Genomic DNA, 21,256 nt, shown 5'->3' with positions numbered 1-21,256 from the left:
TCAGCCTCGCTCCCGGTCATGCCCGCAGCATGTTGTCTGTCGTTTGTCCCTGAAACGCGTGCGCAGCCGGCGCCCCGTCCCCAGTTGCACCGACAATTCGCGTTTCGCCCAGTAGACGCAATGCCGCGCCCTCGATCAATCCCGACATCAGGAGGTCGCGCGCCCGCGCCGCCCCCGCCTCGAGCGCCTGCTCGATCTCGTGTTCCGCCAGAGGCCCGACATCGCGCGTCACCAACCGTACGCCGAGATCGCTGTCCGGCTGCAATTCGCTCGCCTGAACGCGCAGGATCGCCGAATGACCCGGCAGATCGACCGCATTGGCGATCACGGTCGCCGCGGCATCGGCCTGCGACGCCGTCAGCGCCAGCACCGTGACGGCATCGGCAATGCCGAGCGAGAAGCTGCGGCCGTGGCGGCCGCTGGTCGCAATGCCGCGGACCGGCATGTCGGCATCGACGGTCATCGTGCGCATCACGCCATGGCGGTCCGGCCGGTCCATCAGGCCGACACTGAATTGTTCGCCATCGGCAAGATGCAGGGCGATGTCGCCGCCATTGTTGACATAGGCGCGATCGAGCGTTGCCGCCTCAAGCATCGCGCCAAGGATTTCCTCGGCGACCGAGCCCGCGACCGCCGCCATCGGCGTGATGAAGCAGTCGGCGGCAAACGTCGCGACCGCCGCATGCATCCGCCGCGCGACCACGCCTTTCAGCAAGCAGCGGTCGGGATCGGCCGCGCTGCGCAGCTCGGGAAGTTCCGCGCACAATTCGTCAAGCAAGCCCGTGAATCGCGCCGCCGCGGCCTGATAGGCGGCAGTCACGTCCACATCCCTGCCCTTGGCCTCGACGACCAGATCAATCGGGCCATCCTGCAAATGCAGCCGCTTGCCGTCAGGAAGAAGCGCGATTTGCGGGAGCCTGGTCATGCGCGCCGCCCGGGAAGATACGGCATCGGCCGGACCTCGGCGCTGTCCCGCAGCGAGGACAGCGGCCGGACATAATCCATGTGGCCGCCGAGCGCCGCATAGTCGGACAGCCGCATCGTGAACTCGATCGGCGCCACCAATGCCGGGGTCGGCACATAGCCGAAGGCGCCGGCCGGCATCTGCGTCACATCGACCATGAAGGTGATGCCGCCGCCGGGCCAGACATAGACCGGCGCGCCGCCGCTGGTCACCCGCGTCAGCGCGTCCTTGACCGAGCGGGTCAGCCGCACCGGATTGTCGGTGACGCCGGCGCGCAGCGATCCGCCCGCGCCGCCCATGAACAGCACGGTGCACAGTGCCGGCTCGCAATTCTCCTGGATGCGCTCGACCGAAAATTTGAGGTCCGTCGGCATCTCGGTCTCGACCGGCTTCAGCGCCTCGTCGAGCACGTAGTAGGACGCATGCTCGCCGGTGGTCGAGACCATCAGCATGGTGAGCCCGGGCCGCGCCTCCTTGGCATTGAAGGGACCGAGGATCGACAGCGGATCGGAGATGTTGGTGCCGCCCCATCCGGTGCCGGGATCGGCGACCTGGAAATAGCGGCCGGGCGTCGAGCGCCGGCCCTTCATCTTGATGCCTGTGTCGGCGATGTCGAGCAGTTTGCCGGCCTGATGCTCGCTCAGCACGCCGGTGATGTGGTCATCGACCACCACGACCTCATCGACCTTGCCGTGCCATTGCTTGGCGAACATGCCGATGGTGGCCGAGCCGCAGCCGACCCGCATGCGCTCTTCCGCCACACCATTGACGATCGGCGGCCGGCCGGCCTGCACCACGACGGTGGCGCCGCCATCGATCACAAGCTCCACGGCCTTGCAGTTGGAGAGATCCATCAGTGTGTCGCAGGTGACGCGGCCTTCCTTCTTGGAGCCGCCGGTCAGATGATGCACGCCGCCGAGCGAAAGCATCTGCGAGCCATATTCGCTGGTCGTGACATGGCCGACCGCCTCGCCCTCCGCGCGGACAATAGCGGTTTCCGGGCCGAGATAGCGGTCGGTGTCGATCTTCACCTTGACGCCGCAATAGGAGAAAATGCCTTCGGTCACGACTGTGACCATGTCGACGCCGTCAACCTCCGACGACACGATGAAAGGCGCCGGCTTGTAATCCGGATAGGTGGTTCCGGCGCCGATCGCAGTGACGAAGAGATCGGGCTGGCGGACGATCTTGCCGTCCCAGTCGCCGCTCACCTGGAACGGCACCAGCTTGCCGCCGTGCGAGACGGCGCGCTCCAGCACGACATGCGGGTCGACGCGCACCAGCGTGCCATCGTGGTTGGCGTAGCGATCGCAGGCGCCGGCCGCCCCCGGCTTGATGTAGCACATCACCGGACAGGCATCGCAGCGGATCTTGTCGCCGGCGGCGACGGTCATTGTGTCAGCCATCGTGACCAAGCCTGGACTTGCGGGGACGGTCGGTCATACTGCGCTTCCGCCTCCCGCCTATATCGTTCGTATACGAATGATCCTGCGCGCGAGCTTGAGACCTGTCAAGCGGCCTTTGCAATCAAACCTTGCCATTCGCTTGCGCACCCTGTTCATAAAGCGTGCACTCGCTGCAGCGCGGCATGCCGCCGCTTGCACGTTTGTATACAAACGTTATCCTCATGCGCGATTTGGACGCTGGCGCGTTGCAGCGCAAACATCAGGGGAGAACCGGGGCAATGCGCCTGACCGTGAACGGCAGGAATCATGATGTCGACGCCGCTCCCGACACCGCATTGCTTTACGTGCTGCGCAACGACCTCGCATTGAACGGACCGAAATACGGCTGCGGGCTCGGTGAGTGCGGCGCCTGCGCGGTGCTGATCGACGGCATCGCCGCGCGCGCCTGCGTGATTCCGATCGAAGGCTGCGCCGGACGCAACATCGTCACGCTGGAAGGTCTCGGCAGCCGCGAGCATCCCGATCCCGTGCAGGATGCATTCATCCGCGAGCAGGCCGCACAGTGCGGCTATTGTCTCAATGGCATGATCATCACCACCAAGGCGCTGCTGACGCGCAACCCGACCCCATCCGAGCATGAGGTGCTGGAAGCACTGCGCTACAATCTCTGCCGCTGCGGCGCGCATATCGAGATCGTCCGCGCGGCCATGCGTGCGGCCGGCCACGCGCTCGAGGCGCGCGATTGATGGCGGGATCGGAGCAACGCATGCGCGGCTCGCTGTCCGTCGTTCGCCCCGCGGTGCTCGGCGCGGAAGGCGCGTTCGAGACCTTCATCACCATCACGGCCGACGGCTCGGTCAACGCCTATAACGGCCATGTCGATCTCGGCACCGGCATCCGCACCGCGCTCGGGCAGATCGTCGCCGAAGAGCTCGACGTGTCGTTTGCCCGCGTCGTCGTGATCCTCGGTGACACCGCGGTGGTGCCGAACCAGGGCGCGACGATCGCAAGCGAAACCATCCAGATCACCGCCGTTCCCCTGCGCAAGGCCGCGGCGCAGGCGCGGCACTTTTTGCTTTCGCGCGCGGCGGAGCGGCTCGAACTGCCAGTCGACGACCTCACGATCGAGGACGGCCTGGTCCGCGGTCACGACAACCGCAGCGTCAGCTATGGCGAATTGATCGCTGACGAGACCATCCGGCTCGAGCTCGCCGACGACGTTCCGGTCAAGGCCGTCAGCGCCTATTCCGTCGTCGGCAAGTCGGTGCCGCGCGTCGACCTGCCGGCGAAAGCCACCGGCGAGCTCGTCTATGTCCACGACGTCCGCGTACCCGGCATGCTGCACGGCCGTGTCGTCCGCCCGCCTTACGCCGGCGTCGATGCCGGCCCGTTCGTCGGCACCAGCCTGATCGCGGTCGATGACGCCTCGGTGCGCGACATTCCCGGCCTTCTCGCGGTGGTGCGGATCGGCGATTTCGTCGGCGTCGTCGCCGAGCGCGAGGAGAACGCGATCAAGGCCGCCGCGCAGCTCAAGGTGAGCTGGAAGCCTGGACCGGCGCTGACCGATCTTGCCGACATCGAGAAGGCGCTGCGCGCCAATCCGTCGACGCCGCGCCAGTTGATCGACAAGGGCGATGTCGATGCCGCGATCAAGGCAGCGGCCACGCCGATGCAACGCACCTACCTCTGGCCCTACCAGATGCACGGCTCGATCGGCCCGTCCTGCGCGGTTGCCGACTATAGCGAGAGCGCGATCCGCGTCTGGTCCGGCACCCAGAACCCGCACATCCTGCGCAGCGATCTTGCGCTGCTGATCCAGCGCCCGGAATCCGAGATCGACGTGATCAGGATGGAGGCCGCCGGCTGCTACGGCCGCAACTGCGCCGACGACGTCTCCGCTGATGCGCTGCTGCTGTCGCGCGCGGTCGGCCGCCCGGTGCGCGTCCAGCTCACCCGCGAGCAGGAACATGCGTGGGAGCCGAAGGGCACCGCGCAGCTGATGGACGTCAATGGCGGCCTCAACGCCGACGGCAGCGTCGCCGGCTACGATTTTTCCACGCATTATCCTTCGAACGGCGCACCGACGCTCGCGCTCTTGCTCACCGGACGGATCGCACCTGAAGCCGCCGTGTTCGAGATGGGAGACCGTACCGCGATCCCGCCCTACGACTACGAGAATATGCGCGTGGTCGCCAACGACATGCCGCCGATCGTGCGCGCTTCCTGGTTTCGCGGCGTGTCGGCGCTGCCGAACACCTTCGCGCACGAGTCCTACATCGACGAGCTTGCCGCCGCAGCCGAGGTCGATCCAATCGAGTACCGGCTGCGCTATCTAAAGGACAAGCGCGCGATCGATCTCGTCAACGCGGTCGCCGAGCGCGCTGGCTGGACGCCGCGCCCGGTGCGCGAGGCGCCCGAGGCGGAAGGCGACATCGTTCGCGGCCGCGGCTTTGCCTATGCGCTCTACGTGCACAGCAAGTTTCCCGGCTACGGCGCGGCATGGTCGGCCTGGATTGCCGACGTCGCGGTCAACAAGGCGACCGGCGATGTCAGCGTGACCCGCGTCGTCGCCGGCCAGGACTCCGGGTTGATGATCAATCCGGAGGGCGTGCGGCACCAGATCGAAGGCAACGTCATCCAGTCGACCAGCCGCGCGCTGATGGAGGAAGTCTCCTTCGAGCGCGGCGCGGTGACGGCGCGGGAATGGGGCGCCTACCCCATCATCAAATTCCCCGATCTGCCGAAGATCGACGTGTTGATGCTGCCGCGGCAGGACCAGCCGCCGCTCGGCGTCGGCGAGTCCGCCTCGGTGCCGAGCGCCGCCGCGATCGCCAATGCGATCTATGACGCGACCGGCGTGCGTTTTCGCGAGCTGCCGTTCACACAGGATCGCATTTTGAAGGGATTGCGTGGCGAGCAACCCGTCGCGCCCGCGCCGCTTCCACCGCCCGCGCAGACGGCTGACCTGAACAGATGGCAGAATCCATTTGCGAAGCGCGGCGGCCTTCTGGCCGGCATTGCCGCGGTCTGCGCCGCAGCCATCGGTGTCGGCGCAGCCGTTCTGCCCTGGCGTGCGATCGCGCCGATTGCCCGGCCCGATGCCTCGGTCTATTCCGCCGCGACGATCGCTCGCGGCAAGGAGCTCGCAGGGCTGGGCGCCTGCGCCGTCTGTCACACATCAGAGCACGGCATCACCAACGCCGGCGGCCGGCCGCTCGAAACGCCGTTCGGCATCATCACCACGACCAACATCACGCCCGACGTCGACACCGGGATCGGCGCCTGGTCCTACCTCGCCTTCGAGCGCGCGATGCGCGAGGGCATTCATCGCGACGGACGCCATCTCTATCCGGCATTTCCGTACACGCATTTTGCCAGGACCAGTGATGCCGACCTGCAGGCGCTCTATGCCTATCTGATGGCGCAGGCGCCGGTGCGCGCCGAAACTCCTCGCAACGCGTTGGCCTTTCCGTTCAACCTGCGGCCGCTGCTCGCCGGATGGAATGCGCTGTTCCATCAGCCGGGTACGTTCCAGCCCGATCGATCGAAATCGGAGATCTGGAATCGCGGTGCCTATCTGATCGAAAGTCTGGGCCATTGCAGCGCCTGTCACTCGCCGCGCAATGCGCTCGGCGCCGAGCGGCAGCGCGCCTATCTCGCCGGCGGCTTCGCCGAGGGCTGGGAGGCGCCGGCGCTGACCTCGCTGTCGAAGGCGCCGGTGCCCTGGAGCGAGGATGAGCTTTACGCCTATCTGCGCACCGGCGAGTCCCGCTTCCACGGCGTTGCCGCAGGACCGATGGCGCCGGTCGTGCAGGAGCTCGCCGCGCTGCCCGATCAGGATATCCGCGCGATGGCGGTCTACCTCGCCTCGTTCAACGAGACCGCCGATCGGCCGGCTCACGATGCGCTCGCCGCGCGGCTCGAGACCACGACCGCTGTGACCACCTCAGCGTCCGCGGGCGGGCGGATCTATCAAGGCGCCTGCGCCGTCTGCCATGAGGTCGGCGGACCGCCGCTGTTCGGCAGCCGGCCGTCGCTGGCGCTCAACAGCAATCTGCACAGCGACGTCCCTGACAATCTGATCCAGGTGATCCTGCACGGCATCGCCAAGCCTGCCGTGACCGATCTCGGCTACATGCCGGCCTTCAGGGACAGCATGAGCGACGGCCAGATCGCCGAGCTCGTCACGTTCCTGCGGCGGCAATTTGCCCCGGGCAAACCGGCCTGGACCGATGTTGCCGCAACCGTGGGCCGTATACGGCGGACCATAGCGCGCTGACCTGCCATGTTCCGGGCAAAACCCACTGGGCGGGCGGCGCCCGGCAGGCTAAGGTTCCCGCATGACCGTGACAGATATCGCGACCCGGACCTACAACCATGGCTGGCGGCTCGACCCGATCGTGCGCAGCCTGCTGGACACCGATTTCTACAAGCTGTTGATGCTGCAGATGATCCGGGAGTGCTATCCGGACACCCGCACGACGTTTTCGGTGATCAACCGCTCGACCCATATCCGGCTCGCCGAGGTCATCGACGAGGGCGAGCTGCGCGCCCAGCTCGACCACGCCCGCACCATCCGCTTCGCCAAGAAGGAATTGATCTGGCTCGCCGGCAACACGTTCTACGGCAAGACCCAGATGTTCTCGCCCGACTTCATCAACTGGCTCTCGACCTTCCGCCTGCCCGAATATGAGCTGAACAAGGTCGACGGCCAGTATGAGCTGCATTTCCACGGGCCGTGGACCCACACCACGATGTGGGAGATCCCGGCGCTTGCGATCCTCAATGAGCTGCGCTCGCGCGCGGCGACCAAGACCTACGGCCGCTTCGCGCTCGATGTGCTCTACGCCCGCGCCAAGGCCAAGCTGTGGGCCAAGGTCGAGCGGCTGCGCAAGCTGGATGGCTTGCGGCTGTCCGATTTCGGCACGCGCCGCCGCCACGGTTTCCTCTGGCAGCGCTGGTGCGTCGAGGCGGTGAAGGAAGGCCTCGGTCCCTCCTTCACCGGAACGTCGAACGTGCTGCTCGCGATGGATAACGACCTCGAGGCGATCGGCACCAACGCGCATGAGCTGCCGATGGTGGCTGCGGCACTTGCCGACGACGACGAGGCGCTGCGCTGGGCGCCCTATCGCATCCTCGATCAGTGGCGCCACACCTATGGCGGCAACCTGCTGATCGCCCTGCCCGACGCGTTCGGCACCAAGCCGTTCCTGCGCGATGCGCCCGACTGGGTCGCCGACTGGACCGGCTTTCGTCCCGACAGCGCGCCGCCGATCACGGCCGGCGAAGACATCATCAAGTGGTGGAAGCAGAAGGGCCGCGATCCGAAGGAGAAGCTGTTGGTGTTCTCCGACGCGATGGATGTCGGCTCGATCGAGGAGACGTTCCATCACTTCAAGGGCCGCGTGCGCGTCAGCTTCGGCTGGGGCACCAACCTCACCAACGATTTCGTCGGCTGCGCGCCCGACGGCACCGCCGCGCTCGATCCGATCTCGATCGTCTGCAAGGTGACGTCGGTCGACGGACGCCCGGCCGTCAAACTCTCCGACAATCCGGAGAAGGCGACCGGCATTCCGTCCGAGGTCGAGCGCTATTTGCGCGTGTTCGGCAATGTCGGCCGTGTTCGCACCGCAGTTCACGTCTAAATCAACGCACCGATCACTCCGATCGACTGACCTGACGAGTTTCGCATGCCCGCACCCAAGCCGCCTGCCTTCGAAACCCTGAGCCTGCACGCCGGCCAGCGCCCCGATCCCGCGACCGGCGCGCGCGCGGTTCCGATCTATCAGACCACGTCCTACGTGTTCCAGGACGCCGACCACGCCGCAGCGCTGTTCAATCTTGAACGCGCCGGTCACATCTATACGCGCATCTCCAATCCGACGACCGCTGTGCTGGAGGAGCGCATCGCCGCGCTCGAATGCGGCGTCGGCGCGATCTGCACCGCCAGCGGCATGGCCGCAATGCATCTGGCGATCGCGACCCTGCTCAATGCCGGCGACCATATCGTCGCCTCCGCCTCGCTCTATGGCGGCACCATCAACATTTTGGCGCACACGCTGCCGCGCTTCGGCATCACCACGACGTTCGTGAAGCCGCGCGCGCTCGACGAATTCCGCGCCGCGATCAAGCCGAACACGCGGCTCGTGATCGGCGAGACCATCGGCAATCCCGGCCTCGAAGTGCTCGATATCCCCGCGGTGGCGCAAATCGCGCATGATGCAAAGATTCCGCTTCTGATCGACAACACCTTCGCGACGCCTTATCTGAGCCAGCCGATCGAGCTCGGCGCCGACGTCACGATGAATTCGGCGACCAAATGGATGGGCGGCCACGGCATTGCCATCGGCGGCGTCATTGTCGATGGCGGCCGGTTCGACTGGCGCGCCTCCGGCAAATTCCCGCAGCTGACCGAGCCCTATGCCGGCTATCACGGCATCGTCTTCGACGAGCAGTTCGGCAAGGCCGCCTTCATCATGCGCGCCCGCACCGAGGGCCTGCGCGATTTCGGCGCCTGCCTGTCGCCGACCAATGCGTTCCAGCTGTTGCAGGGCATCGAGACGCTCGGCGTCCGCATGGACCGCCACGTCAGCAACACCCATGCGGTACTGGACGCCCTCGCCGCCAACAAGGCGGTCGACTGGGTGCTGCATCCGTCGCTGGAGACGCATCCGGACTACGCGCTGGCGAAGAAGCTGTTGCCGCGCGGCGCCGGCTCGATCATCAGCTTCGGCATCAAGGGCGGCCGCGCCGCCGGCAAGAAGTTCATCGAATCCCTGAAGCTGATCAGCCATCTCGCCAATGTCGGCGACGCCAAGACGCTGGTGATCCACCCTGCGAGCACCACGCATCAGCAGATGGATGCCGAACAGCTCAAGGCCGCCGGGATCGGCGAGGAGCTGGTGCGGCTCTCGGTCGGCATCGAGACCGCGCAGGACATCATCGACGATCTCGGCCAGGCGCTGCGCGCCTCGCAAAGGACTTGAGCCATGCAGCTTTCCGTCAACGGGACAGACACCTTCATCGCGACCGGCGGCAAGCCGTTCGATGCATCGCTGCCGGCCGTGGTGATGATCCACGGCGCCGGCTTCGATTCCTCGACGTGGGCGCTGCACAGCCGCTGGTTCGCCCATCACGGCTATTCCGTGCTGGCGCCTGACCTGCCCGGCCACGGCCGCTCCTCCGGCAAGCCGCTGCCGACGATCGCCGAGATGGCCGACTGGATCGCGGCGCTGATTGCCGCGGCCGGCGCAGCGAAGGCCCGGCTGATCGGCCATTCGATGGGGTCGCTGATCGCGATCGAGACCTCGGCGCGGCATCCCGACAAGGTCTCCGGCCTTGCGCTGATCGGCACCGCCGCGACCATGACGGTCGGCCCCGACCTGCTGAAGGCCGCCGAGGCCAATGATGCTGACGCGATCGACATGGTCTCGATCTGGGGTCTCGGCTTCAAGGCCGAGCTCGGCGGCAGCCTCGCGCCGGGGATGTGGATGCACCAGGGCGCGCAGCGGGTGCTGCAGGAGGCGAAGCCGGGCGTGCTGTACAACGACCTCAACGCCTGCAACGCCTACCAGAACGCGCTGACCGCCGCGGCCGCGGTCAAGGTGCCCGCGACCTTCATCCTCGGCGAGCGCGACATGATGACCCCCGCCAAGGCCGGCAAGGCGCTGGCCGCCGCGACGCCGAACGCGCGGACCGTGGTGCTGCCGGGCGCCGGCCACATGATGATGGTCGAGCAGCCCGACGAACTGCTGGCGGCGCTGCAGTAACAGCCCTCTTCCCTTCTCCCCTTGTGGGAGAAGGTGGCGTAGGCGGCCTACGGCCGCCGTCAATTAAATGACGCCGACGCATAGCGTCGGCTACGACGCCGGATGGAGGGGTCTGTCTCCGCGGATAGAGACCCCTCAGCCGGCTCCGATGCTTTCGCATTCGAAGTGCCCTGCCGCCACTACTGATGGTGACGTTGGAGAACTCAAAAATATCGAAAACAACCCCATGCAAAGTAGCAGGGCGGCCGCCGGCAACCGGACAAGCAACTTGACGCGTCGGGCAAATCAGCGATATCTTCTATTATTCCGAAATTCCGCGGACATCCCGGCGCAAGAGCGTAGGCGTCCGTCGCGATTCTCACCCACCATGCCAGTGCAAGGGCGACTTGCCGGGTAAGCACTCGATTTCGTATCAATCACCAATGGCGGGTCGTATTCCGGTGAACCGACACCGGTCCGGCGGACGTGGAGATAATCGACTACCACTAGCTGGGGCGTGTACTCATAAATCGAGGCGGCTCGGATCATGCGTGTTGGACGTCTGCCATGGCCCTGACAGGAGCGCGACAGCGGGCATTGCCGCAAGTCCGAGAGGGGCCAGAAGCGGTGATTCAAGCCAGCCAAGAGCGAATTAGCTTGCCTTGCTTTGAGTCCTTTTGCACTCTCAGGTTAGGAGGCCGATGCATGAAGATGAAGATTATGACCGTCGTGTGCACTCTCGGAGCGGCCCTGGTGCTGTGTAACCTCGGGGCGTCCGGTGCTGAAGCCCGGGCGCGGAAGTCGCAAGTCGTTCATGAACGAACGAGGGTCGTTATCTCGACGCCCGTGATAAGGCCGACTCCGTGGGATTATTATATTGTTCCACGATATCGCTATCGCCCAGAAGACGACCGGGTCGATCCATACGGGCCGCCCGTGGTGTCATCTTGGCGCCTCTATGAGGGGTGGTGGTGGCCATACTGGTGGTGAACAGCGATCACGCCAAACAGATCGCATTCCGGGAAAAGTGGTGATCGTTCCCTGACGGACGCGGCGGTGGCGGCTTCGGGCCAACGGCCGAAGTTGCGAAACGCGCCGATTATTGTGGCTCTCTCAGATGCCAATCTCCCTTTCGACGCTCGATAGAGGTCGGAGACCTTCGTTGCGGCGCTCCCAACGACGACGCAAGAAGGCCGACCCGGGCATTCCCGTCCCAACCAATGAATTCGTAGAGCCATTGCCCGTCGTCGGGAGTGCGATAGTGCCATTGCTTGAAAGACGAACTGGGCTTGCTCGGAACGATATCCATTCCGTTGGGAGGTCCGGAAGGACCCTCCCCCGAGGCAACGGAGGCCAGCCAGCGTTTGTCGGGAGAATAGTGCGGAGGTGCAACGATGCTTGTACCGTCGCCCGTCTCCGCCCATACAAGCCGCCAACTCACACCTTCCCAATAATCGACTTCGATCAGCAACAGATCGTGCTCGGGAAAACAGCCGGTCAGTTGATATTTGACGCAGCCATCGGCGTCACTGCTCTGACACTTCGCTTCCTCGTTCAGATAAATTCGCGTCTTCCCGTTCCTGAACGTCAACTGCAAACCGGGACCTACGCGTCGGGCCAGTTCGCCAATCCGTTCCAGACAAGCTTTCTCTGAGCGATCAATATCGCCTGCGCCATAGTCGCCGATGCATCGGCCGTCCTGCGACGGATGATCAGAAAGGAATAGGGAACGGCTGCGGTTGCTGCTGCGTCGATGCAGAGACCTGCTGCCGCGCAGGCGATCACCAGCCGTGCGAGTAGAGCCCTCATTTGCCAAGCCCAGATCAGGAAACGCCGCTCCCGGCGTGATAAGAGAAAACCCTATTGGTCGGGTTAATGGCTTAGGTCAAAGTTGCCCGGTCATAAATGTGAGCTTCGGGTCAAAAGCCGCCGATAGCGATCGAACCTCGGGACTTCCGGTTCACTTCGCAGAGCCGACGTTTCTCGATGGTCATCCAGATCGTAAGCCATCGGCCAATCCCGACATTCGACAATGCTGCGTCAGGCTCACCGCTAGCATGGCAACACTATTTCGGATGAATGACAAAAGCGATGGCCGCGCCGAGCGAAAACCAGATCAACAAGGGCGTCTCTACGCGGATCACCCACTTGCGGTAGATACGGCCGGTTAAGTCAAAGTCCGTGGGATCGGTTAGAAACACGAAGCCATCAGCGCGAGGAAGATTCCACAACTCCCAAAACGTCAAGCTTCGGCGAGGAAACCGATGTTGGAGCATTTTGTAACGCAGCATGAGGCCGAGTAGATAAAGAATTCCCGATACTCCAGCCCAGATATAGAAGATTCTATAGAACCAGATATGGAAGACTGTTGCGCTCAAGCCTCTCGCCTTGTTTCTTTCCCGCCGGTTTTTTTTGGGGGGTAAGTGTCCGGTCAAGTTCACAAGGTTAGCCTATCGAGACCAGACACGCCACGGGTCAACAGAGACGGTACGTCCGCCTCGGGTCACAACCGGTGAAGCTCAGGATGAGCGCAAGATTTCCGCTTCGCCTCCAAGACCCGACATTTTGCAAGAGCACGACCACTCAGGCGGTCGGAAAGAATTTCCGAGCGGCCGCTTGCGGCACGCGTCGGACGGCGCAGGTGCAGTTTGGTGGACGATGCGGCGACGCCGGACGCCCGTATTGTGGTGCTACCGGGCGCGGGCCACATGATGATGGTCGAGCAGCCGGACGAACTGCTGGCGGCGCTGCAGTAATAGCGCTCGAGGCCCTGCACTTCCCTTCTCCCCTTGAGGGAGAAGGTGGCTCGCATCGACAGATGCGAGCCGGATGAGGGGTCTCTATCCGCGGAGACAGACCCCTCACCCCGCTTCGCTGCGCGAAGCGACCCTCTCCCACAAGGGGAGAGGGTGCATCTCACGCGTGGATAGCGTCGCAGTCACTGCTTCGCCGGCTTGCGCTCGATCGGATGGATGTCGATCGCGCGGAGGCGGCCGAGGCGCAGCACGTCCATCGAGAGCGAGCGGTCGATCCGGCTGTGATCGAGCGCACGGATCAGATCGTCGACACCGTGGATCTCGACGCCGTCGAGCCTGATCACGACGTCACCGGGCAACAGCGCCGCCCGCGCCGCCGGGCTGTCCGGCTCGATCTGCATCAGCAGCGCGCCCATCTTGTTATCGACACCGGCGAGCACCGCATGCCGCCGCGGCACCGGCGCGGTTTGCCCTGCGACGCCGATATAGGCACGGCGGACATAGCCGTGGCGGATGATCTCCGACAGCACGAACTGCGCGGTGTTGCTGGCGACCGCAAAGCAGATGCCCTGCGCGCCATTGATGATCGCGGTGTTGATCCCGATCACCTCGCCCTTCGACGACACCAGCGGCCCGCCGGAATTGCCGGGGTTGAGCGCGGCGTCGGTCTGGATCACGTCCTCGATGGTGCGCCCGCTGACCGAGCGGATCGAGCGTCCCAGCGCCGACACCACGCCGGCGGTCACCGTCGATTCAAACCCGAGCGGATTGCCGATCGCGACCACCAACTGGCCGCGCCGCAGCGTCTTGGAGTTGCCGAGCGAGGCATAGGCCAGATCGCGCGCGCCATCGGCCCGCAGTAGCGCGAGGTCGGTGTCGGGGTCGACGCCGAGCACATGGGCGTCGGTGTCGAAGCCCTCCGTGTCGCGCAGACGGATTTCCTTCGACGATCCGACCACATGGCTGTTGGTGACCACGAGCCCGTCGGGCGAGATCACGATCCCCGAACCGAGCCCGCCGCGCTCCCGCGCGTTGCGCAGCTTCGGCCCGGTTTCGACGCGGACCACGGCCGGGCCGACGCGTTCGGTCACGTCGATCACGGCATTGGAATAGGCATCCAGCAAAACCCGGTCATCATCACGGGCAGCGTCAGCCGCCCGCGATGACGGCGTGTCACCGGCGGCATCTGAGGTAAAATCCAGCATGGCGAGAGTCCTTTGGTCTCCTCAGATGGTGACCGGCTCCCACCGCCGCAAGTGGTTACGCCCCGCGCAGCCCTGCCCTGTTGGCTAGGGCGCCCGCCGCAGCGTCCCGCCACGCTCCCTGACCGGATCGAGCAGCGACCAGTCGCCATCCGGCAGCACATGCCCCTTGGGAAACGGCGCGCGCGGATCGAGCCCTAGCGATCGCAACACGCGGTCGTCGCGGTAGTAGCATTGCAGCACGACGCGAACGAGCGTCGCCGCGGCAGCGTCGCCGCGGGCACGAAACTCCTGCGCCACCGCGTCGCGCCTGGCATCGTCGAGCTCGGCGAGCGGCTTGCCGGCGAGATCAGCCAGATGATCCAGCGCCTGCGCGACCAGCGCAGTATCGCGGCCGAGCGTTGCCAGCATGTCGGCCTGGATCGCGGCATCGTCCGCGCCCGGTACCTTGTACTCTTCACTCGCGGGAACGATCATCGCGGCGACGGTGCGGAGATCGGCGCGCTGGGCTGCGGTCAGTTCTTTTGCATCGGACATGACGGTCTCAATCGAACAGATTGGCGAGGCGCTGCTTCACCTGGTCGGCGATGTAGAGCGCGAGGGCCTGGATGGTGGAGGTCGGGTTCACGCCACCCGAGGTGACGAAGATGCTGCCGTCGACGATGAAGAGGTTCTTCACGTCGTGCGAGCGGCCCCATTCGTTGACCACGGAGCGCGCGGGATCGGTGCCCATCCGCGCGGTGCCGAGCAGATGCCAGCCGCCCCACGGGATCGGCGCATTGATGCAGAAATCGGTTGCGCCGGCGGCTTCGAGGACTTCGCGGCCACGCGCCAGCGCATGGTCCATCATCTTCCGGCTGTTCTCGCTGATCGTGTAGTCGATCCTGGGCGCGGCAATGCCGTGGCTGTCCTTCAACACGGGATCGAGCGTGACGCGGTTGTGCTCCTCCGGAAGATCCTCACAGATCGCCGAGAATCCGAGCCGATGACCGTTGAGCTTGCGGAACGCGCGGTGATGATCCTTACCCCAGGGCAGAATGCCCTTCTGCTCGCTCGTCACGGCCTCGAATACCGGTCCCGCGCCGCGGACGAACTGGACGCCGTAGCCGCGGACGAAGCCGCGCGACAGATCCGTGTCATACCACTCCTTGCTCCACAGGCAGGTCGGCGGCGCCCGGTTGGAATCGGTCGGCTCTTCGACATAGCCGTAAATCTGCGCATAGGGGTGGAACATCAGGTTCTTGCCGACCAGGCCGGACGAGTTCGCCAGCCCGTTCGGAAATTTCCCTGACACCGAGTTCAGCAGCAGCCGCGGCGTGCCGACGCCGTTGCAGGCGATGATGACGACCTCGGCCGGCTGAAACTGCTCGACGCCGTCCTTGTCGTAGTACACGACGCCGGACGCCATGCCGTGCTCGTTGGTCAGGATCTCGCGTACCCGGCAATGAGTCTTGACCTCGACCCCGGCGCGGATCGCGTGCGGCCAGTAGGTGATGTCGGTCGAGGACTTGGCGCCCTGCGCGCAGGCCGGCGTACAATGGCCGAGATTGATACAGCGCGCCCTGCCCTCATAATCCATCGTCGCGACCGTGGTGTCCGACGGCCACCAGTGCCAGCCGAGCTTGTTCATGGCCTTGCCGATCAGCGGGCCTGACAGCCCGAGCGGCTGCGGCGGCATCGGCGGATGCGACAGCGGCGACAGCGGGTCGCCCGACAGGCCCGACGTGCCCATGATGCGATCGTTCTCCTCGAAGAACGGCGTCAGCGCGTCGTAATCGACCGGCCAGTCGTCGGCGACGCCGTCGAGCGTCTTCACCTTGAAGTCGGACGGATGCAGCCGCGGCCAATGCGCGGTGTACATCACGGTCGAGCCGCCGACCGCGTTGAAATTGACGACCTTGATCGGCGAATTGTCGTCGTTGATCGGATAGTCCTCGGGCCGCTTGCGGATGTTCGGGCTGGACGACCACTCGCCGTAGAATTTCGCCTCCCAGTCGCGCCCGGTGCTCGGATATTCGGCAGGGTTCATCCAGCCGCCCTGATCGAGGCAGAGGATATGCATCTTGGTATCGGCGAGGCTCCAGGCCACCGCGGCGCCGGAGGCGCCGGCGCCGATGATCAGGACGTCAACGGGATCGTTCATTCCGATTCCTTGTTCTTGATGATCCCGTCATTCCGGGGCGATGCGTAGCGTCGAACCCGGAATCTCGAGATTCCGGGTCTGGTCCTTCGGACCATCCCGGAATGACAAGCCACAACTTCAATTCACGATTCTCACCGGCAAGCTTCGTATACCGCGGATGAAATTGGAATAGAGCCTTTGTGGTGGGCCCATGATCTCAAAGCGCAGGTCGCGCGCCAAGACCTCCTCCCAGAGGATGCGGAGTTGCTGCTCGGCGAGGCGGTCGCCGACGCAGCGGTGGATACCGGCGCCGAAGGCAAGATGCTGGCGCGGCTTGGCGCGGTCGATGATGAATTCATCGGCACGCTCGATTCTCGCCTCGTCACGGTTGCCGGAGATGTACCACATCACCACCTTGTCGCCCTTCCTGATCCGGCGGCCGGCGAGCTCGACATCGTTGCGCGCAGTGCGGCGCATATGCAGCACCGGCGTGTGGTAGCGGATCGTCTCGGAGACGAGGTTCGGGATCAGCTCGCGGCGAGCGCGGACCAGCTCGAACTGCTCTGGGTTTTCCACCAGCGCTATCAACCCAGCGCTCATCGAATTTCGCGTGGTGTCGTTACCGCCGACGATCAGAAGCGCCAGCGTGCCGAGGAATTCGCGCGGTTGCAGGTTTCGCGTCGCCTCCGAATGCACCAGCATCGAGATCAGGTCGAAGGTCGGCGACGCGTCGGCGCGCGCATCCCATAATTTGCGAAAATACTCGCCCATCTTGACCATCTCCTCGAAACGCTCGTGCTCCGAATGCACGACAGCGTCGGGCGAATCAACGTTGGCGATCGCGACATCGGACCACCAGGTCAGCTTCATGCGATCTTCCCAGGGAAAATCGAACAAGGTTGCCAGCATCATGTTGGTGAGATTGGTCGAGACCCGCTCGACCCAGTCGAAGGTCTCGTTGCGCGGTAGCGCGTCGAGCACAGCAGAGGTGCGTTTGCGGATCAGCGGCTCGAAATTGGCGAGGTTGGACGGCGCCACGATGGGGGCCACCGTGCGGCGCTGCGCGGTATGGCCCGGCGGATCCATCCTGATGAAATTTGCGATTTCCTGGCCCTTGAGCTGATCGACCACCTGAATCCCGCCGATTTCCGACGAATAGTTGTCGTGATCCAGCTCGACCGCAAAAATGTCGTCGTAGCGCGTCACCGACCAGTACGGGCCGTAGGCCGACGCCTCGCAATAATGCACGGGATCATCGCGGCGGAGCTGCGCGAACAGCGGCCGCCAAATGTCGTCCTGATAAAGCCGGGGGTTGCTGACGTCTATCGACGTCGGCCTGCGCAGCGCCTCTCCCATCGCTTCACTCCCGCTGGTTCCGTCGCCGCTTGGCGAGCGATCGTGTTGCCGGGCCGACGATAGAGGCAATCCCGCGGCCGAGTAAAGCCGCGGGGCGGACAGTCCGCCGCGCGGAATGCGCGCAGGCCGACGCACCCGGCAAATCCCGATAGCTGCCCCGCTCTTCGATGTTTGTCGGCAGCGGTGAGACCGGCTAGCCTTGCCGGCAATCAACCGATCAGGGAGCAACGACAGGTGGCCGCATTGCGCCAGGACAACACCGCCCAGACGGCTGCGCTGGACTACGACGTCATCATCATCGGCGCCGGGCTGTCCGGCATGTACCAGCTGTACCGGCTGCGCGAGCTCGGCCTCAAAACGCGGGTGTTCGAGGCCGGCACCGGCGTCGGCGGCACCTGGTACTGGAACCGCTATCCCGGCGCGCGCTTCGATTCGGAGAGCTATTCCTACGGCTATTCGTTCTCGAAGGAGCTGCTGCAGGAATGGGAATGGTCGGAGCATTTCGCCGGCCAGCCCGAGACCCTGCGCTACTGCAACTACGTCGCCGACAAGTTCGATCTGCGCCGCGACATCCAGTTCGAGAGCCGCGTCGCGGCCGCGATCTACCAGGACGACACGCGGAGCTGGCAGGTCACGCTGGAGAACGGCGCACAACGGAGCTGCCGTTTCCTGATCACGGCGATCGGCCCGCTGTCGACGCCGACTTTGCCGCGCATCGAGGGCCGCGACGATTTCAAGGGCCAGTCCTTCCACACCGCGCGGTGGCCGAAACAGAAGGTGGATTTCGCCGGCAAGCGCGTCGCCGTGATCGGCACCGGCGCGACCGGCATCCAGACCATCCAGACCATCGCCGGCGAGGTCGGACACCTCACCGTGTTCCAGCGCACCGCCAACTGGGCGGCGCCGCTGCACAACGGCAAGATCGACGCCGAGACGCAAGCGAGGATCAAGGCCGGCTATCCCGAGATCTTTGCGCGCTGCAAGGAGACCTTTGCCTGCTTCGTGCATACGCCGGATCCGCGCGGCGCCTTCGAGGTCAGCGATGCCGAGCGCGAGGCGTTCTACGAAAAACTCTATGGCGAGCGCGGCTTCGGCATCTGGCAGGGCAATTTCAGGGATATCCTGATCGACCGCAAGGCGAATGCGACGATCGGCGAGTTCGTGGCGCGCAAGATCCGTGAGCGCGTCAAGAACCCTGAGGTCGCCGAGAAGCTGATCCCGAAGAACCACGGCTTCGGCACGCGGCGGCTGCCGCTCGAGACCTTCTATTACGAGGTCTACAACCGCGACAATGTCGAACTGGTCGACATCTCGGAGACGCCGATCGAAAAGATCACGCCCGAGGGCATCCGCACCAGCGACAACGACTACGCCTTCGACATCATCATCTACGCCACCGGCTTCGACGCCATCACCGGCAGTTTTGACAAGATCGATCTCCGCGGCGCGCACGGCGCGCGGCTGAAGGAGAAATGGACGCACGGCCCGGAAACCTATCTGGGGCTGATGGTCGACGGCTTCCCCAACATGATGATGCTGATGGGCCCGCACACCGCGCTCGGCAACATCCCGCGCAGCATCGAATACAGCGTCGACTGGGTCACCGGCCTGATCCGCTTCGCGAAAGCGAAGGGCCTGACCTTGCTCGACGCCACACCCGAGGGGACGCTCGCCTGGACCGATCATGTCAAGGCGCTCGGCACAGGCCTGCTGTCCAACGAGGTCGATTCCTGGATGACCGGCATCAACCGCAACGTCGAGGGCAAGCAGACCCGCATCGTCGCCCGCTACAGCGGCAGCGCGCCCGCTTATCGCGAACGCTGCGACGCGGTCGCGGCGCAGGGGTATGTCGAGTTGCGGCTGGGGTAGTTCGGAGCGCAGACCCGTCATCCTTGAGGAGCGCGTAGCGCGTCTCGAAGGATCGACGGCCACCAGTCGGGCCGTGCACCCTTCGAGGCTCGCTCCACTCGCACCTCCAGCGACAAAGGCAAAGCCTTTGCGCGGGCATGACAGAGCTTAGAGCTGATTTAACCGTCAAACAGCCAAGCATTCGGTGTCATCACCCGCGCACGCGGGTGATCCAGTATTCCAGAGGCAGCGGTGCTTCGACCGAGAGGCCGCGGCGTACTGGATCGCCCGGTCAAGCCAGGCGATGACAGATGAGGATGGGGACACAGCTTCGCATTCTCACCACATGATTATCCGTGCTTTGCCACGTCGGGCAACTCAGTGATTGGCGCGTGAGGGACGCACCGGCGGTAGGGTTCCCTCCCCCCCTTGCGGGGGAGGGTTAGGGAGAGGGGTGCCGCACGACGCGCGCTATCCGAATTCACCCCCGTAGGATGGGTGGAGCGAAGCGATACCCATCATTTGCGCCGCGGATGAAGAATTGATGGGTTTCGCTTCGCTCTACCCATCCTTGTATTAGCGCGCTGGGTTAGACTGGCCTCGTTCCGTGAGGAATGGCCCAGCTCGGGTGGCCGCCCGGGCTGGGCCGCTGATCGATCGGATCGTTACCCATCGAAGCCTTGAGGGCTGTTATTCGTAGCAAGATCGCGATCGGCACTTCATCGGGACCCGCATGGTTGAACGAACTTTAGGTTCGCATCACAAGGGAGGGTCGAGGAAGATGGCCAAGCGTACCACAATCTGTGCCGGGATCGATACCGGCAAGCGCAAGCTCGACGTGGCGCTCGACGGCAACTCGGAGCAGCTGCAGGTGGAGAACACGGCGGAAGGTCACAAGGCGCTGCTGGAGTGGCTTGGGCGGCGCAAGGTCAAGCGGGTTGGGATCGAGGCGAGCGGTGGCTATGAGCAAGCCGTCGTCGCCGAGTTACGGCGCATGCGGTTTGTCGTCGTGGTGTTCCAGCCGGCGCAGGTGCGTGCCTATGCCAAATACCGCGGGCAACGTGCCAAGAACGATCGGATCGATGCCGCGCTGATCGCCGCCTGCGCCGCTGCGGTCAACAAGATCCACCCGGCCCCTGACGCAAGGTTATCGCCCTTGGCCGGGCAGCTGACACTGATCGATCAGATCGGAGAGGATATCACGCGGTTCAAGAACCGGCTCGAGAGCTGTCGCGATGCGCGTATCCAAAAGCTCTGGAAGGAAGATATCGTCCGCCTGGCCAAGCGCGAACGCGTCGAGTTCAAGGCTTTGGTGGCAGCGATCCGCGAACAGCACGATCTCGCTGCCCGGCTCGATCTGATCTACAGCGTCGGCGGGGCCGGGCTGCCGACTGCGGTCGCCATTCTGGTGCGCATGCCGGAGATCGGCCAAATCAGCCGCGAGCAGGCCGCAGCTCTTGCGGGCCTTGCGCCTTATGATGACGACAGCGGAGAGCATATTGGCGCTCGTCACATCATCGGTGGACGCAAGCGCCTGCGAGAGGCGCTCTATGCTGCAGCGCTGGCGGCGTCGTTCCGCTGGAATCCGCAGCTCATCGCCCTTTACAAGCGACTGATCGCCGCCGGTAAGGGTCACAAGCGCGCGCTGATCGCCTGCGCCAGGAAGCTGCTTGTCTTCATCAACGCCGTGGTGGCCCGAGGCACCCCTTGGCAAGCTGACATGTCAGCTGTTCCAGCAGCCTGAAGCGTTTCTTTGTTCGACCGGGGCGCCGTTTCTTCGTCCCGACCTGCCGTCACCAGGACGTCGCGCACAGCGGCCGTCAAGGATGGCCGTCGCTCAAATGCCACCACATC

At 64.7% G+C, this 21,256-nt stretch carries 16 protein-coding genes; 8 read left to right on the top strand and 8 right to left on the bottom strand.

Features of this window, described 5'->3' with window-relative positions:
- Positions 1-16: 16 nt before the first annotated feature.
- On the bottom strand, positions 17-925 hold the full coding sequence (locus tag V5279_RS13260) for a UPF0280 family protein (protein WP_338697945.1): 909 nt from the start codon (positions 923-925) through the stop codon (positions 17-19).
- A complete protein-coding gene (locus V5279_RS13255; RefSeq protein WP_338697943.1) occupies positions 922-2,370 on the bottom strand; it encodes a 6-hydroxynicotinate reductase in 1,449 nt (482 codons plus the stop codon). The genes V5279_RS13260 and V5279_RS13255 overlap by 4 nt, the downstream gene beginning before the upstream one ends.
- A 278-nt stretch (positions 2,371-2,648) precedes the next feature.
- Here V5279_RS13255 and V5279_RS13250 point away from each other — a divergent pair, with 278 nt between their 5' ends.
- The 5 genes from V5279_RS13250 (at position 2,649) to V5279_RS13230 (ending at position 10,139) form a co-directional block, all read left to right on the top strand.
- Positions 2,649-3,116 (top strand): (2Fe-2S)-binding protein, encoded by a 468-nt coding sequence (locus V5279_RS13250; RefSeq protein WP_338697941.1) that lies wholly within the window; start codon positions 2,649-2,651, stop codon positions 3,114-3,116.
- A gap of 20 nt (positions 3,117-3,136) precedes the next feature.
- On the top strand, positions 3,137-6,649 hold the full coding sequence (locus V5279_RS13245) for a molybdopterin cofactor-binding domain-containing protein (protein WP_338697939.1): 3,513 nt from the start codon (positions 3,137-3,139) through the stop codon (positions 6,647-6,649).
- 61 nt (positions 6,650-6,710) lie between these two features.
- Positions 6,711-8,015 (top strand): nicotinate phosphoribosyltransferase, encoded by a 1,305-nt coding sequence (gene pncB, locus V5279_RS13240; RefSeq protein WP_166297939.1) that lies wholly within the window; start codon positions 6,711-6,713, stop codon positions 8,013-8,015.
- Positions 8,016-8,060: 45 nt separating this feature from the next.
- Positions 8,061-9,356, top strand: a complete 1,296-nt coding sequence (locus V5279_RS13235; protein WP_338697936.1) for an O-acetylhomoserine aminocarboxypropyltransferase — start codon at positions 8,061-8,063, stop codon at positions 9,354-9,356.
- Positions 9,357-9,359: 3 nt separating this feature from the next.
- On the top strand, positions 9,360-10,139 hold the full coding sequence (locus V5279_RS13230; protein WP_338697934.1) for an alpha/beta hydrolase: 780 nt from the start codon (positions 9,360-9,362) through the stop codon (positions 10,137-10,139).
- Between the two features lie 1,078 nt (positions 10,140-11,217).
- Here V5279_RS13230 and V5279_RS13225 read toward each other — a convergent pair.
- Together V5279_RS13225 and V5279_RS13220 are read right to left on the bottom strand one after the other, a co-directional pair.
- Positions 11,218-11,934 (bottom strand): hypothetical protein, encoded by a 717-nt coding sequence (locus tag V5279_RS13225; RefSeq protein ID WP_338697931.1) that lies wholly within the window; start codon positions 11,932-11,934, stop codon positions 11,218-11,220.
- Positions 11,935-12,184: 250 nt separating this feature from the next.
- Positions 12,185-12,496 carry a hypothetical protein gene (locus V5279_RS13220; RefSeq protein ID WP_166297951.1) on the bottom strand — a complete coding sequence of 104 codons (312 nt, stop codon included), beginning with the start codon at positions 12,494-12,496 and terminating at the stop codon, positions 12,185-12,187.
- 273 nt (positions 12,497-12,769) lie between these two features.
- Here V5279_RS13220 and V5279_RS13215 point away from each other — a divergent pair, with 273 nt between their 5' ends.
- A complete protein-coding gene (locus V5279_RS13215; RefSeq protein ID WP_414645925.1) occupies positions 12,770-12,874 on the top strand; it encodes an alpha/beta fold hydrolase in 105 nt (34 codons plus the stop codon).
- A 182-nt stretch (positions 12,875-13,056) separates the two neighbouring features.
- Here the strand turns inward: V5279_RS13215 and V5279_RS13210 are convergent, their stop codons facing one another.
- From V5279_RS13210 to V5279_RS13195, 4 genes are all read right to left on the bottom strand, one after another.
- Positions 13,057-14,079 carry a S1C family serine protease gene (locus tag V5279_RS13210; RefSeq protein WP_166297952.1) on the bottom strand — a complete coding sequence of 341 codons (1,023 nt, stop codon included), beginning with the start codon at positions 14,077-14,079 and terminating at the stop codon, positions 13,057-13,059.
- Positions 14,080-14,163: 84 nt separating this feature from the next.
- Positions 14,164-14,613 carry a hypothetical protein gene (locus V5279_RS13205; protein WP_338697926.1) on the bottom strand — a complete coding sequence of 150 codons (450 nt, stop codon included), beginning with the start codon at positions 14,611-14,613 and terminating at the stop codon, positions 14,164-14,166.
- A gap of 7 nt (positions 14,614-14,620) precedes the next feature.
- Positions 14,621-16,219 (bottom strand): GMC family oxidoreductase, encoded by a 1,599-nt coding sequence (locus V5279_RS13200; RefSeq protein ID WP_338697924.1) that lies wholly within the window; start codon positions 16,217-16,219, stop codon positions 14,621-14,623.
- A gap of 117 nt (positions 16,220-16,336) precedes the next feature.
- A complete protein-coding gene (locus tag V5279_RS13195; protein WP_338697922.1) occupies positions 16,337-17,554 on the bottom strand; it encodes a cytochrome P450 in 1,218 nt (405 codons plus the stop codon).
- A gap of 234 nt (positions 17,555-17,788) precedes the next feature.
- Here V5279_RS13195 and V5279_RS13190 point away from each other — a divergent pair, with 234 nt between their 5' ends.
- Both V5279_RS13190 and V5279_RS13185 read left to right on the top strand, forming a co-directional pair.
- Complete coding sequence (locus V5279_RS13190) at positions 17,789-19,423, top strand: NAD(P)/FAD-dependent oxidoreductase (RefSeq protein ID WP_338697920.1); 1,635 nt, start codon at positions 17,789-17,791, stop codon at positions 19,421-19,423.
- Positions 19,424-20,183: 760 nt separating this feature from the next.
- Positions 20,184-21,146, top strand: coding sequence for an IS110 family transposase (locus tag V5279_RS13185; RefSeq protein ID WP_166301254.1), 963 nt, complete (start codon positions 20,184-20,186; stop codon positions 21,144-21,146).
- Positions 21,147-21,256: the final 110 nt, after the last annotated feature.

Source organism: Bradyrhizobium sp. 26S5 (genome assembly GCF_036923295.1).
Taxonomy (GTDB): Bacteria; Pseudomonadota; Alphaproteobacteria; order Rhizobiales; family Xanthobacteraceae; genus Bradyrhizobium; species Bradyrhizobium septentrionale.
This window is presented reverse-complemented; position numbering and strand designations above follow the sequence as displayed.

Excerpts from the sequence above, each read along its gene's own strand:
- V5279_RS13195 (WP_338697922.1), bottom strand. The coding sequence starts at position 17,554 with ATGGGAGAGGCGCTGCGCAGGCCGACGTCGATAGACGTCAGCAACCCC.
- V5279_RS13205 (WP_338697926.1), bottom strand. The coding sequence starts at position 14,613 with ATGTCCGATGCAAAAGAACTGACCGCAGCCCAGCGCGCCGATCTCCGC.
- V5279_RS13255 (WP_338697943.1), bottom strand. The coding sequence starts at position 2,370 with ATGGCTGACACAATGACCGTCGCCGCCGGCGACAAGATCCGCTGCGAT.
- V5279_RS13200 (WP_338697924.1), bottom strand. The coding sequence starts at position 16,219 with ATGAACGATCCCGTTGACGTCCTGATCATCGGCGCCGGCGCCTCCGGC.
- V5279_RS13235 (WP_338697936.1), top strand. The coding sequence starts at position 8,061 with ATGCCCGCACCCAAGCCGCCTGCCTTCGAAACCCTGAGCCTGCACGCC.
- V5279_RS13245 (WP_338697939.1), top strand. The coding sequence starts at position 3,137 with ATGCGCGGCTCGCTGTCCGTCGTTCGCCCCGCGGTGCTCGGCGCGGAA.
- V5279_RS13260 (WP_338697945.1), bottom strand. The coding sequence starts at position 925 with ATGACCAGGCTCCCGCAAATCGCGCTTCTTCCTGACGGCAAGCGGCTG.
- V5279_RS13250 (WP_338697941.1), top strand. The coding sequence starts at position 2,649 with ATGCGCCTGACCGTGAACGGCAGGAATCATGATGTCGACGCCGCTCCC.
- V5279_RS13185 (WP_166301254.1), top strand. The coding sequence starts at position 20,184 with ATGGCCAAGCGTACCACAATCTGTGCCGGGATCGATACCGGCAAGCGC.
- V5279_RS13230 (WP_338697934.1), top strand. The coding sequence starts at position 9,360 with ATGCAGCTTTCCGTCAACGGGACAGACACCTTCATCGCGACCGGCGGC.
- V5279_RS13210 (WP_166297952.1), bottom strand. The coding sequence starts at position 14,079 with ATGCTGGATTTTACCTCAGATGCCGCCGGTGACACGCCGTCATCGCGG.
- pncB (WP_166297939.1), top strand. The coding sequence starts at position 6,711 with ATGACCGTGACAGATATCGCGACCCGGACCTACAACCATGGCTGGCGG.